This window comes from Microbacterium sp. M4A5_1d (assembly GCF_053345465.1).
In genome coordinates this window covers 183,549-195,676 of sequence record NZ_JBKFAD010000002.1, presented here as the reverse complement: position 1 = coordinate 195,676, position 12,128 = coordinate 183,549, and the positions used below count along the sequence as shown (strand labels likewise).

The window sequence follows — 12,128 nt, the reverse complement described above, 5'->3', positions numbered from 1 at the left end:
GAAAGCCGAAATGACGACTGAAGAATCTATCCACCCGCGCGGTCTCCAGCGATTCGCGGCCGTCGGCGCTGTGATCGGAGTTGCGAGCGCCGTCGCCGCGTCTGTGCTGCACTTCGGCTTCGCCGACGTCGGAGCGGCCCGCACGCTCGCCTTCGTCGGGATGATCGGCGCATTTGCGGCGGGTGTCGCCGCGGTCACGAGCAGGTCGAGCGGTCAGAAGGCGGTCTTCGCGATCATCGCCGTGCTGTGTCTGATCGCCTCGTCGACTGTATTCGGAATGACGTTCTCTTAGATCGCGACGACGAAAGGATGGCACCATGACGATGCTGAGGGCCGAAGTGGCGGCGCTGGAGGTCGAGACATTCGAGGTACTCGACCTCGCCATGACCGACGATCTCTCGGCGGCTTCGACGAGCACGACGAGCAGCGCGTGCAGCACCACCTCGACCTGCTCGTGCTCGACGTCGTCGTGTTGCAGTACGACGTCGACGAGTTGCGCGTCCACGTCGTCCTGCGCTTAGGTGCCAGACGTTCTCTCACGCGGTGACCCCGCGCGACGATCGGGAGCGACCCGTCAGCGCGAACGCTGCTCCGTGATATCGGCGACGGTTGCGCCGTAGGCGGCGATGAGAGCGTCGGCGTCGACGAACAGGCTGTAGCCGTGCGCGCCGGCGCCCATCGCGATGCGTCGGCCCGCTATGGACGAATCGGCGAAGACCGGCCAGTCATGGGTGCTGCCGATCGGCACGATCGTGCCGCGTTCGTACCCGGTCGCCGCGAGGGCGAGCTCGGGCTCGGGCAGGCGCAGCTTGTTGACCCCCACGAGGGCGCGGAGCTTCGGCCACGAGATGACCCGGTCGCCCGGGACGAGCGCGAACAGATACGTGTCGTCGCTCCGCTTGACCACGAGCGTCTTGACGATGTCGTCGGGTTCGAGACCGAGGAGCGCGGCGGCCTCATCGAGGCTCGCAGCATCCGGACGCGGCCGAACGACGACATCGAGCCCACGCTCGGCCGCCGCGAGGCGGACCCGAGACGTGGGCTCGAGATCTTCTGTCATCCGATTCAGGCGTCGGGAGCGCGCAGCGGGTCGTCGGCAACCCACAGCTCGTCGTCCGCGCGAAGCGTCTGCCAGGCGGCGTAGAGCACGCCGGCTGCGGCCGTGACGCCGAGGATCAGAGCGATGACGCCACCGGCGCCGCGCTTCTTCTTCGGCTCCGGCAGTGCGGCACGCGACTGGAACTTCTTCGTCGCCTTCTTGCCGTACTTGGCGGCGTTCTTCTTCACCGACGACAGGTCGAGGTCGACGCCGCGGCCATGGGCGAGGCGTCCACGGGTGTCGTTGGCCGCATCCCACACGGAGAGCGCGCCGCCCACGACAGCACCGGCGGCGGGGATGAGCGCGCCGTTGTAGACCTTGCGGGTCGCGCGAACGCTCTTGTCGACGTACGGCGCCGCGTACTGCTCGTAGGTGTTCTGAACGGCGGGCTTGACGTGCTCGCGGTTGTAGTTGCCCAGCTGGTGGCCGGCGTCGCGTGCGACTTTAGCGGCCTCTCCCATCAGGACCTGCTGCGACTCCCACAGGGTGTTCGCCTGCTTCTGGAGCTTGCGGAGTTGCTTCTTGCGCTTGCGGCTGAGGCTCACGTGGGCCCTCCCTGCATCGTGGGACGTTTTCCCTCATCTTGCCAGAGAGCGCTCCAGCCAGCAGGGCATTGACAGGTGCGAGAATGGCACACATGCCTCAGCACACTGCAGTAGCGACGATCCACACCAACCACGGCGACATCGTCGTCAACCTTTTCGGCGACCAGGCCCCCCGCACGGTGAAAAACTTCATCGGTCTCGCCGACGGTTCGCAGGAGTGGACCAACCCCGCCACGGGCAAGCCCGGCGAGGGCCCCCTCTACACCGACGTCATCTTCCACCGCATCATCCCGAACTTCATGATCCAGGGCGGCGACCCGCTCGGTCAGGGCATCGGCGGCCCCGGCTACAACTTCGACGACGAGATCAGCCCCGAGCTGGACTTCCAGAAGCCCTACATCCTCGCGATGGCGAACGCGGGCCTGCGCCGCAACGCGATCACGGGCAAGGCCGAGGGCACGAACGGCTCGCAGTTCTTCATCACCACCGACCCGACCCCCTGGTTGCAGGGCAAGCACACCATCTTCGGCGAGGTCGCGGATGACGCGTCGCGCCAGGTCGTCGACACGATCGCCTCGGTGAAGACCGGCGCACAGGACCGTCCGGTCGACCCGGTGGTCATCTCGTCGATCGACGTCGTCACGGTCTGAGCGGTACGTGAGCGCGTCCGAGCTGCGGAGCAACCCCGACAACTTCTGTTACCGGCATCCGGATCGGCAGAGCTTCGTGCTCTGCCAGCGGTGCCTGCGCACGATCTGCGCGGAGTGCCAGACCCAGATGCCCGTCGGAGTGATCTGCCCCGAATGTCTGCGTGATCAGCAGAAGAGCTCGGACGCGCCGCGTCCCCGCCGCGCACCGCGCGTCCTGCGCGCGGTGCGCTCCGACGACTCACGGCCGCTGGTCACCTACGGGATCATCGGCGTGACGTTCTTCGTGTTCATCGTCGGACTCATCCCGGGCCTGGGGTCCGTGGTCACGTCGACTCTGGCGATGTACCCCCCGTTGCTCTACCCGGAGTTCAGCGGCACCTTCGAGCCGTGGCGGCTGTTCACGGTGCTGCTCGTCCACAGCGGCTTCTGGCACGTCGGGCTCAACATGCTCGCGCTCTGGATGCTGGGGCGCAGCCTCGAGCCGATGCTCGGTCGCGGCCGCTTCCTCGCGCTCTATCTGCTCAGCGGCCTCGGGGGATCGGTCGCAGTCGTGCTGTTCGGGTTCTCATCGGCTGTCGTCGGTGCGTCGGGCGCGATCTTCGGCCTTTTCGGCGCCCTGCTCGTGATCGGCCGTCATATCGGCGCGAACATCACGGGAATCGCCGTGGTTCTGGGAATCAACCTCGTCATCACGTTCCTGCCGCTGCTCCTGAGCGGGCTCGGCGGAAGCGCAGGCACGCAGATCTCGTGGCAGGCGCACGTCGGCGGCTTGGCGGTGGGCGCGCTCGTCGGCTTCATCTTCGCGCGCACGCGAACGATCCGCCGTCAGCGCTTGCAGGTCTGGCTGCTCGGCGCCACCGCCGCGGGGCTGATCGCTCTGCTCGCGGTGCCCCTCGCCCTCTACTGACGAAAGTTATCCACAGGCCTATCCCCAGGTGGGGATGGAATCACACCGGTGTGATTCACCCCATGTGGACAACCGGTCAGCGCCACCGCGTGGTCATGAGGAAGCCCACGAAGGCGATGCCGAAACCGATCACCAGGTTCCAGCCCCCGATACCGGGCACGGGAAGCGTGGAGTTGCTGAGATAGAAGACGAGCACCCACACGAGTCCGATGAGCATCAGCCCCAGCATGATCGGCTTGAACCAGACCGGGTTAGGTGCGTCATCTGCGGGGCGTCGCTCCACGGTCGGGTCGTCGTGGTCGCTGGAAGATGCCATGGGAGAATCCTAGCCGTCGGACCTCGAGTCGCCCGGGCTCACCCGTCAGGACTCCCACAGGCCGGCCGTGAGACAGTAGGGGAGTGCTCCGCCTCGGTGATGGCATGCCGAATCGAGAGGGGCCGAGATGCCCGCATGGTGGGAACAGATCGTCCACGCAGTGACCGGGCGCGTCAGCCGGCACGACGACCTGCCGGATCTGCGGGAGCTCCCGTCTCGCGCGGTCAGACTCGAACGCACTCACTATCTCGTGAACGACCGTGAGCGACAGAGCCGTCATCCTCGTGCCTATGTCCTGCGTACCGAAGTGGACGCGTCTCGGGGCCGCGGCAACATCGCAGCCTTCTCGAACGGTCGCGGTGTGGGATATCTCCCGGAGTCGGTCGCGGCCGAGATGCATCCGCTGCTCGACGACCTCGGCGGTGCCGCGGTTGTCAACGGCGCAGGCGTCAGGACCGGCAGCATCCGCCTCTGGGTCGATCTGCCGACATCCAGCGCGGTGCGCCGTCTCGTCGCCACAGTGAGTTCTTCCAGGGCTGCGGGCTAAACTCTGCGACTGTGGAGAGCACTCGCACGTCGTCCCGACGCTCACGTCGCTCGCCGTCGCGCCCGCGGCGACGCGTGAGTGTGATCAGCGTCTTCGGCGAGCTCCTTCTGACCGCCGGTGTGGTGATGCTGCTCTTCGTGAGCTGGCAGATGTGGTTCGGCGACATGATCATCGGATCGCAGAAGCAGGCGGAGGCCGCGGCGCTCGCGCAGCAGTGGCAGACCCAGGCCCAAGAGGCTCCGACGCCGGCCGAGACGCCTACCGGTGAGCCCGAGCCGGTGGACCCCGCCGCGATTCCCGTGCTGGCCGAGCCCGAGCCGGGCGCGGAGTTCGGCATCATGTACATCCCGCGTTTCGGTCCCGACTGGCAGTTCACCATCGCGAACGGCACGGCGAAGAAGGCGATCCTCGACAAGGGCCACATCGGTCACTACGAGGGTTCCGCGATGCCGGGCGCCGACGGCAACATGGCTGTCGCCGCGCACCGGTGGACCTCGGGTGCGCCCTTCGACCCGGTCGACCGGCTCGTGGTCGGCGACGCCATTGTCATCCAGACCCAGGACGGCTGGTACACCTACCGATTCCGCAACGTCGAGTACGTGCAGGACACGGCGATCGAGGTACTCAACCCGGTTCCCCAGCAGGTCGACCTCAGCGCTAACGGCAAGTACCTCACCCTCACGAGCTGCGCCCCGAAACTCAACATGCTCGAGCGCATCATCTCGTACGCGGTCTTCGAAGAGTTCACCCCGACCTCGGCGGGTCCGCCGGCGTCGCTGACAGAGGGAGTCTCCGCCTGATGTACGGAGCACTGTGGCGAGTTCTCCCCGGACCCTGGTGGCTCCGGCTGTTCTTCCTGCTCATCCTCGCGGCTGCGGTCGTCTATGCGCTGTTCTTCTGGGTGTTCCCTGCCATCGCGCCGTTCTTCGCGCCGGGCGAGGAGTCGACGGTCGGGTGACCGCGATCCTCGTGATCGACAATCACGACAGCTTCATCCACACTCTGGTCGGCTATCTCCATGAGCTCGGCGCTGAGACCGAGATGGTGGAGTCGGATGCCGTGAGCGACCCCTCACACGTGATGGCGGGCTTCGACGGCGTCCTCGTGTCGCCGGGACCGGGCACTCCGGAGGATGCGGGCGCCTCGATCGACGTCGTGCGCGCAGCCGCGGCATCCGCGGTTCCGCTGCTCGGGGTGTGTCTCGGGCATCAGGCCATCGCGGTCGCGTTCGGCGCGACGGTGGGGGAGGCGCCGGAACTCATGCACGGGATGACGTCGGACGTGCGACACGACGGGTCTTTCCTGTTCGAGGGCGTGCCGACGACCTTCGCGGCGGGCAGGTACCACTCTCTCGCCGTCGACGCCGCGACGGTGCCCGCCGAGCTGCGGGTCACCGCACGCGCGCCGGGCGGCACGGTCATGGCGATCGCCCACCGTGACGCACCCGTCGTCGGCGTGCAGTTCCATCCCGAGTCCGTGCTGACCGATGGCGGCTACCGGATGCTGGGGAACTGGCTGGCGTCGGTCGGACTGAACGGCGCGCAGGAGCGCGGGGCGCGGTTGCACCCGCATCGACGGGATGCAACCGTCACCTGAACCGGTGCGCCGGAGCCGGTGAGGCGCGGGTCTCAGCTGCCGGTGCAGACCCGGAGCGTGACGGTCGATCCGATCGGGACCTCGCCCGGTGCCAGCGACTGCGACGAGACGGTGCGACCGCCCGCTGCTGCCGCGCAGCCCGGGTCTTCGATGACCTCGGGGATCAGCTGACGCGATTCCTGCTGCAGCTCGCGCTCGGCGGCCTCGACGGTGTACCCGGTCAGGTCGACGAGGGTCACGGTGCCGCTGGCGACGACGAGGTTGACCGACGATCCCATGGCGAGAGCCGAGCCCTCGGGCGCCGACGCCTCGATGACCGTGCCGGCAGGCAGGGTCGGATCGTTGCGCGATCGAACGGTGCCCAGCTGCAGCCCGGCACGTTGCAGCGCTTCGGTCGCCTCGGTGCGTGAGAGGTTCTGGAGGGTCGGGACGGTAGCCATCTCTTGGCCCGTCGAGACGTAGACGGTCACGCGCTGGCCCGGCGAGAGGGTGATGCCTGCTGCGGGCTCGGTGCTGATGACGTCGCCCGGCGGCACCGCGTCGTCGCTGCGGTCGGAACGGACCGGATCCAGCTCGGCTTCTTCGATGAGATTCTCCGCCAGGTCCCACGACTTGCCGGCGACCTCCGGCACGACCCGCGACGTACTAGGCACGGTCGTGGTCGTGTCACGGAATGCCAGGACCCAGATGAGCACCGCGATGAGCAGGGCGGCGAGCACCGCCACTCCGGCCCAGATCCAGCTGACGGGCGGGCCGGACTGCGTGCGGCGCATCGTGTTGTCGGTGCTGAGCTGACGCAGGGATCGTGCCGTCTCGGCCGCGTGCCGCGGATCCGGCCCGTACAGCTCGCTCGCGAGGGCCCCCATCTGACGCTTGGTCGGCTGCTTGCCGCCGACCGCCTGGTCGAGCGCGGCACGGAACTCCGTCGCGTCCTGGAATCGCTGGAACGGGCTCTTCGCGAGAGCGCGCAGCACGACGGCATCCAGCGCGCGCGGCACGTTCTCGACGATCTCCGACGGCGGCAGGGGAGCTTCACTCACGTGCTGGTAGGCGACGGCAACCGGCGTCTCACCGCGGAACGGCGCCCGCCCGGTGAGCAGTTCGTAGAGCACGACACCGGTCGAGTAGAGGTCGGCGCGCGCGTCGACCGGCTCGCCCTTGGCCTGCTCGGGGGAGAAGTAGGCCGCCGTGCCGATGATCGCCGTGGTCTCCGCGACCGTCGACGACGAGTCCGAAACGGCCCGGGCGATACCGAAGTCCATGACCTTCACGGTGCCGGCGTCGGTGATCATGACGTTGCCCGGCTTGATGTCGCGGTGCACGACCCCGGCGCGGTGCGAGTACTCGAGGGCTTCGAGGATGCCGTCGACGTAGCGCACCGCATCCGACTCGCTGATGGGGCCGGCTTCGACCATGTCCTTCAGCAGTCGACCCGTCACGAGCTCCATGACGATGTACGGCACGGAGTGGTCACTGCTGTCGGGGTCGGTCTCGGTGTCCTCACCGGCGTCGAACACACGGACGATCGACGGGTGGGCCATCCGCGACGCGGCCTGCGCCTCGAGGCGGAACCGCATGCGGAAGCCGGGGTCGTCGGCCAGCTCGCGCTTGAGCACTTTGATCGCCACGTCACGCCCGAGGGTGACGTCGTACCCCCGGTACACGCTCGCCATTCCGCCGCGCCCGATGGGCTCGTCGATGCGGTAGCGCCCTGACAGCACACGTTGCTCTGCCGACACGTCACTCCCTGCGTTCGACTCGTACTCGGATGTGGGACTCATGGTCGAACCGGTCAGTCGTCGCTTCCGCTGCCGTTCCCGCCGCCGTTGCCGCTTCCGCCGCCGTTGCCGCCGCCGTTCCCGTTCTGGCTGGGGTTCGGAGAGGGCGCCGTCTGGATGGTGGCGGCGGCCTCGGGGGAGGCGGGCGACGTGCGGTCACCGTTCTCGCCGGCGCAGGTGACGGTGTACGTCACCGAGAGCGCTCCGGAGTCGCCGACGGTGACGGGCGCGGGGCGCTGGTTAAGGCTGAAGCTCGACGTGGTCTGGCCGTTGGCGAAGGTCCCGCCCGACACCGTGAAGCGGTACTCCGACGGCGTCAGGCCGGCGGGGCACGCGTAGCTCGACCACATGACCTGAACCGTCGAGCCGGCGGTCACGCTGGTGACGGTCTGGCCGTTGGACTGGATCGTCGGAGCGGCGGGGGCGTTGAGCGGGCTCTGCTCCGCGTACGACGTGAGGGTCACCGAATCGGTGGGCTGCACGTTGCCGAGCGGCACCACCTCGTAGACCTGACCGACCTGGTCCTCGCTGGGCGCGGCGTTGCCGGGTGCGCAGGTCACGTTCTCGAGGCCGGCCCGTTCGGCGACGGCGAGGGCGTCTTCGCACGAGCGGCCGATGAGGCCGAGGTCGTCGACGTTGATCGACGCCGGAGTGCTCGGGCTCGGCGGCGTGGACGGGGTGTTCTCCGGAGTGGAGGGTGCCGCGTTGGTCGGGGTCGACGGGTCGGGCTCGGGGTCGCCGTTGCCGGAGAGCAGGGCGAACAGCGTGCCGCCGAGCACGATGACGAGCAGGGCGATGAGCGCGACGAGCGGCCAGGTCCACCGGCTGCGCTTGCGCTTCGGCGTCTCGGCGAGGTTGTCGTCCGCAGCAGCGGCTTCGGACGCAGCGCCCGCCGCACCCGCGGCCGCGAGGCCGGCCCCGGCAGCGGCGGCTCCGGCCGGGAGCAGCAACGTCGCCGTGTCGCCGCCTGCGGAGGGCATCAGCTGCGTGACGTCGCTCGTGCCCGCACCGGCCGCGATCGCCGGCACCGCGGCATGCGCCGCGGCCAGATCGCCACGGCGAAGAGCGGATGCCGCCCGCGCGACGGCCGAGGCGGACGCCGGACGGTCGTCGGGCTTCTTCGCGATCATCGCGAGGATGAGCTTCTGCACCGGGTCGGAGACCGTGGCGGGCAGCGGCGGCGGCTGCTCGTTGATCTGCGCCATGGCGATCGCGACCTGCGACTCACCCGTGAACGGACGCTTGCCCGCCACGGACTCGTACGCGACGATGCCGAGCGAGTAGATGTCCGTGGCCGGCGAGGCCGGGTGCCCCGAGGCCTGCTCGGGGGAGAGGTACTGGACGGTGCCCATGACCTGACCGGTCGCGGTGAGCGGAACCTGGTCGGCGATACGCGCGATACCGAAGTCGGTGATCTTCACACGGCCGTCGGGCGTGATGAGCAGGTTGCCGGGCTTGATGTCGCGGTGCACGAGGCCCGCGGCGTGCGCAGCCTGCAGCGCCGAGGCGGTCTGGGCGACGATGTCGAGCGTCTTGTCGGACGACAGCGAGCCCTCGCGCTCGAGGATCGTCGACAGCGCCTCGCCGGGCACCAGCTCCATCACCAGAAAGGCGCTGCCGTTCTCCTCGCCGTAGTCGAAGACGCTCGCGATGCCCTCGTGGTTCACGAGCGCCGCGTGACGGGCCTCGGCGCGGAAGCGCTCGAGGAACCCGGGGTCGCCCATGTACTCGTCTTTGAGGATCTTGATCGCGACAGTGCGGCCGATGACGTGGTCAGTGGCTTCCCACACCTCGCCCATACCGCCGATCGCGATCCGCGAATCCAGTTCGTAACGCCCGCCGAAGCTCACGCCTTGCATGGGTCTCATCTGTTCAGCACCGCCTCGATAACCTTCTTCGCAATGGGGGCTGCGATCCCGCTGCTCGTCCCGGCCTGCCCCTGGCCGCCCCCGTTCTCGACCATCACAGTGACGGCCACCTGGGGGTTGTCCGCCGGCGCGAAGCCGGTGAACCACAACGTGTACGGATCGCCTGGACCGTGCTCCGCAGTGCCCGTTTTTCCGGCGACATCGACGCCGTCTATTCTTGCACCGCTCGCCGCTCCGTCACGGACATTGGCGACCATGAGCGTCCGCATCTGCTCGGCGACATCCTTGCTGAGAGCACGGCCGAACTCGCTCGGCTCGAACTTCTCCTGCACGGTCAGATCGGGTGCGACGACGGAGTCGAGAAGCTGCGGCTTCATCACCATGCCGCCGTTCGCGATGCCGGCTGAAACCTGGTTGATCTGCAGCGGCGTCGCGGTCACGTCCCCCTGACCGAACCCCGAGAGCGCCGTGCGGGCGTCGTTCAGCCCGCGGGGGTACTGCGACGCGGCGGTCGCGAGCGGGATCTCCATCTCGCTGTTGAAGCCGAACTTCTCGGCCTCTTCGCGGATGGCGTCGTCGCCGAGCTCGACAGCCAGTTCGGCCATCGGGATATTGCAGCTGAGCCGCAGCGCGGTCGCGAGAGTGACCGTGTCGCCGGGGCCACAGGTGCCGAGGTCGAAGTTGTGAAGCGTGTTGCTCGTGCCGGGGATCGTCCACGTCGCCGGGTTCGGGAACGTCGACTCGGGCGTGTACTTGCCCGACGACAGCGCGGCGGAGGCCACGACGAGCTTGAACGTCGATCCCGGCGGGTTGAGATCGCCGTCGATCGCCCGGTTGAAGAGCGGCTTGAGCGGGTCGGCCGCGAGTTCGTCGTACGCGGCGTTGACGCCGGCGGAGTCGTGCGACGCCAGCAGGTTGGTGTCGAAGCTCGGGCTCGTGACCATGGCGAGGATGCGTCCGGTCGAGGGGTCGCTCGCGACGACGGCGCCCTCGTAGCCCTGGAGTGCGTCGAAGGCCGCCTGCTGGATTCTCGGGTCCACCGTGAGCAGGACGTTCGATCCGCGCGCCGGTGCGCCCGAGATGATCTGCTCGAGGCGGGCGAGGAACTGGGTGTCGTCGGTGCCGGAGAGCGACTGGTTCATGATCTGCTCGATCCCCGACGACGACCCGAGCACCGGGTTGATCCAGCCGGTGAGGGGCGCCCACATCGCGGCATCCGTGTACTGGCGCTGCCAGGAGTAGATGTCGCCGCTCGGCACGGATGCCGCCACGACCGAACCGCCCGCGATGATCGAACCGCGCTGCACCTCGAACGAGTCGTACAGCGTTCGCCGGTTGCCCGGGTTCTCGTTGAGCGCCTGGGCCTGGATCACCTGGATCCAGCTGGTCGAGATGAACAGGGCGAGGAACATCGCCAGCATCACGAAGCTGAGTCGTCGCAGTTCCTTGGTCATCCGATCACCACCCGGGGTCGAGAGCGAACCGCATCCGAGATGCGGAGGAGGAGGGCCACGATGATCCAGTTGGCCACGAGGGACGAGCCGCCGGCAGCCAGGAACGGTGTCGTGAGCCCCGTCAGCGGGATGACGCGGGTCACACCGCCGACCATGATGAACACCTGCAGCGCGATCGTGAACGACAGGCCCGTCGCGAGGAGCTTGCCGAAGTCGTCCTGACCGGCGAGGCCGATGCGCACGCCGCGGCTCGTGAACACCATGTAGAGGCACAGCAGGGCGAAGACGCCGATGAGGCCGAGTTCCTCACCGAGGCTCGGGAAGATGTAGTCGCTCTGCGACAACGGCGTCATCCAGGGGCGACCCTGGCCGAGCCCCGTGCCGATGAAGCCGCCCTTGGCGAGGCCGTACAGGCCGTTGATGAGCTGGAAGCTTCCGCCGGCGGCGTCGACGTTGTTCGGGTCGAACGGGTTCAGCCAGTTCTGGAAGCGGCCGTTGACGTAGGGGAGCACCTGCGAGGCGAGGATCACGCCGGCGAGAACCAGGCTCAGGCCGATCATGACCCAGCTGGTCTTACCGGTCGCGACGTAGAGCATCGCGATGAACATGCCGAAGATCAGGGTTCCGGTGCCGAGGTCGCGCTGCAGCACGATGATGCCCAGCGAGATCGCCCAGATCACGAGGACCGGACCGAGCTCGCGAGCTCGCGGCCAGGTGACCCCGAGGAATCGAGTTCCGACCGATGTGAGGGATTCGCGCGTGCGGACGAGGTAGCCCGCGAAGAAGATCGCGAGGGCGATCTTCGCCAGCTCGCCGGGCTGGAACGACACGATGCCGCCGATCGACACCCAGACGTCGGCGCCGGCTTCGACGCCGAGGCCCGGGACGAACGGAAGGAGAAGCAGCGCGATGCCCGCGAACCCGAACACGTAGGTGTACCGGAACAGCACACGGTAGTTGCGCAGGGCGATGACGACGATGAGGGCTGCCACGAGGGCGATCGCGCACCAGACGATCTGACGCACGGCCAGCATGTCCCAGCCGGCTGAGGTGCCCTCCAGGTCGATCCGATAGATCATGGCGATGCCGATGCCCGAGAGGAGCGTGGCGATCGGGACCACGAACGGGTCGGCGTCGCGCGCCCGGAGGCGCAGCACGACGTGGATGGCCAGTGCGAGCGCGTCGAGCACGGCGCAGTAGATCAGGAACGACGAGTCGATCGCCCCGTTCTTTCCGAGCTGCACGAGGGCGAGGGCCGCGGCGTTGATGACGAACGCGAACAGGAGCAGGCCCAGCTCGCGGTTGCGCTGCGTCTGCGGCATCCGCAGTTTGCGCAGCGCCTTGATGACCGAGGTGTCGGCCGAGACG

General features: G+C 68.2%; 14 protein-coding genes. 7 read left to right on the top strand and 7 right to left on the bottom strand.

Features of this window, described 5'->3' with window-relative positions; genetic code table 11:
* The first annotated feature begins 10 nt into the window (after positions 1-10).
* Positions 11-292: a hypothetical protein gene (locus tag ACLBWJ_RS09115; RefSeq protein ID WP_354451711.1), complete on the top strand. Its 282-nt coding sequence runs from the start codon at positions 11-13 to the stop codon at positions 290-292.
* Between the two features lie 282 nt (positions 293-574).
* Here the strand turns inward: ACLBWJ_RS09115 and ACLBWJ_RS09110 are convergent, their stop codons facing one another.
* Together ACLBWJ_RS09110 and ACLBWJ_RS09105 are read right to left on the bottom strand one after the other, a co-directional pair.
* A complete protein-coding gene (locus ACLBWJ_RS09110; protein ID WP_274179110.1) occupies positions 575-1,060 on the bottom strand; it encodes an aminoacyl-tRNA deacylase in 486 nt (161 codons plus the stop codon).
* 5 nt (positions 1,061-1,065) lie between these two features.
* Positions 1,066-1,644, bottom strand: a complete 579-nt coding sequence (locus ACLBWJ_RS09105; RefSeq protein ID WP_112615535.1) for a DNA helicase — start codon at positions 1,642-1,644, stop codon at positions 1,066-1,068.
* A gap of 92 nt (positions 1,645-1,736) precedes the next feature.
* Here ACLBWJ_RS09105 and ACLBWJ_RS09100 point away from each other — a divergent pair, with 92 nt between their 5' ends.
* Entirely contained in the window at positions 1,737-2,294 is a 558-nt protein-coding gene (locus ACLBWJ_RS09100) for a peptidylprolyl isomerase (RefSeq protein ID WP_181574157.1), read from the top strand.
* Positions 2,295-2,301: 7 nt separating this feature from the next.
* Positions 2,302-3,201, top strand: coding sequence for a rhomboid family intramembrane serine protease (locus tag ACLBWJ_RS09095; protein ID WP_274179108.1), 900 nt, complete (start codon positions 2,302-2,304; stop codon positions 3,199-3,201).
* A gap of 76 nt (positions 3,202-3,277) precedes the next feature.
* Here ACLBWJ_RS09095 and ACLBWJ_RS09090 read toward each other — a convergent pair whose 3' ends face one another.
* Positions 3,278-3,517 (bottom strand): cell division protein CrgA, encoded by a 240-nt coding sequence (locus ACLBWJ_RS09090; protein WP_023953414.1) that lies wholly within the window; start codon positions 3,515-3,517, stop codon positions 3,278-3,280.
* 361 nt (positions 3,518-3,878) lie between these two features.
* On the opposite strand from ACLBWJ_RS09090, the gene ACLBWJ_RS09085 reads away from it, so the two are divergent.
* The 4 genes from ACLBWJ_RS09085 to ACLBWJ_RS09070 all read left to right on the top strand — a co-directional run bounded on the left by ACLBWJ_RS09085 (position 3,879) and on the right by ACLBWJ_RS09070 (position 5,660).
* Positions 3,879-4,064, top strand: a complete 186-nt coding sequence (locus tag ACLBWJ_RS09085) for a hypothetical protein (protein ID WP_354451708.1) — start codon at positions 3,879-3,881, stop codon at positions 4,062-4,064.
* Positions 4,065-4,138: 74 nt separating this feature from the next.
* On the top strand, positions 4,139-4,864 hold the full coding sequence (locus tag ACLBWJ_RS09080; protein ID WP_274179106.1) for a class E sortase: 726 nt from the start codon (positions 4,139-4,141) through the stop codon (positions 4,862-4,864).
* Positions 4,864-5,022, top strand: coding sequence for a hypothetical protein (locus ACLBWJ_RS09075; protein WP_181574158.1), 159 nt, complete (start codon positions 4,864-4,866; stop codon positions 5,020-5,022). The genes ACLBWJ_RS09080 and ACLBWJ_RS09075 overlap by 1 nt, the downstream gene beginning before the upstream one ends.
* Positions 5,019-5,660, top strand: a complete 642-nt coding sequence (locus ACLBWJ_RS09070; protein WP_282501754.1) for an anthranilate synthase component II — start codon at positions 5,019-5,021, stop codon at positions 5,658-5,660. Before ACLBWJ_RS09075 ends, ACLBWJ_RS09070 begins: the two co-directional genes overlap by 4 nt.
* Positions 5,661-5,692: 32 nt before the next feature.
* On the opposite strand, the gene pknB is transcribed toward ACLBWJ_RS09070, so the two are convergent.
* From pknB to ACLBWJ_RS09050, 4 genes are read right to left on the bottom strand one after another with little or no spacing between them, the layout of a single operon-like run.
* Positions 5,693-7,441 (bottom strand): Stk1 family PASTA domain-containing Ser/Thr kinase, encoded by a 1,749-nt coding sequence (pknB, locus tag ACLBWJ_RS09065; RefSeq protein WP_274179104.1) that lies wholly within the window; start codon positions 7,439-7,441, stop codon positions 5,693-5,695.
* Between the two features lie 11 nt (positions 7,442-7,452).
* The gene (locus ACLBWJ_RS09060) at positions 7,453-9,306 is read right to left on the bottom strand and encodes a protein kinase domain-containing protein (RefSeq protein ID WP_447660176.1); all 1,854 of its coding nucleotides are present in this window, start codon (positions 9,304-9,306) and stop codon (positions 7,453-7,455) included.
* The gene (locus ACLBWJ_RS09055) at positions 9,303-10,760 is read right to left on the bottom strand and encodes a peptidoglycan D,D-transpeptidase FtsI family protein (protein WP_114587517.1); all 1,458 of its coding nucleotides are present in this window, start codon (positions 10,758-10,760) and stop codon (positions 9,303-9,305) included. The genes ACLBWJ_RS09060 and ACLBWJ_RS09055 overlap by 4 nt, the downstream gene beginning before the upstream one ends.
* On the bottom strand, positions 10,757-12,082 hold the full coding sequence (locus ACLBWJ_RS09050; protein ID WP_112616917.1) for an FtsW/RodA/SpoVE family cell cycle protein: 1,326 nt from the start codon (positions 12,080-12,082) through the stop codon (positions 10,757-10,759). Before ACLBWJ_RS09050 ends, ACLBWJ_RS09055 begins: the two co-directional genes overlap by 4 nt.
* Positions 12,083-12,128 lie beyond the last annotated feature (46 nt).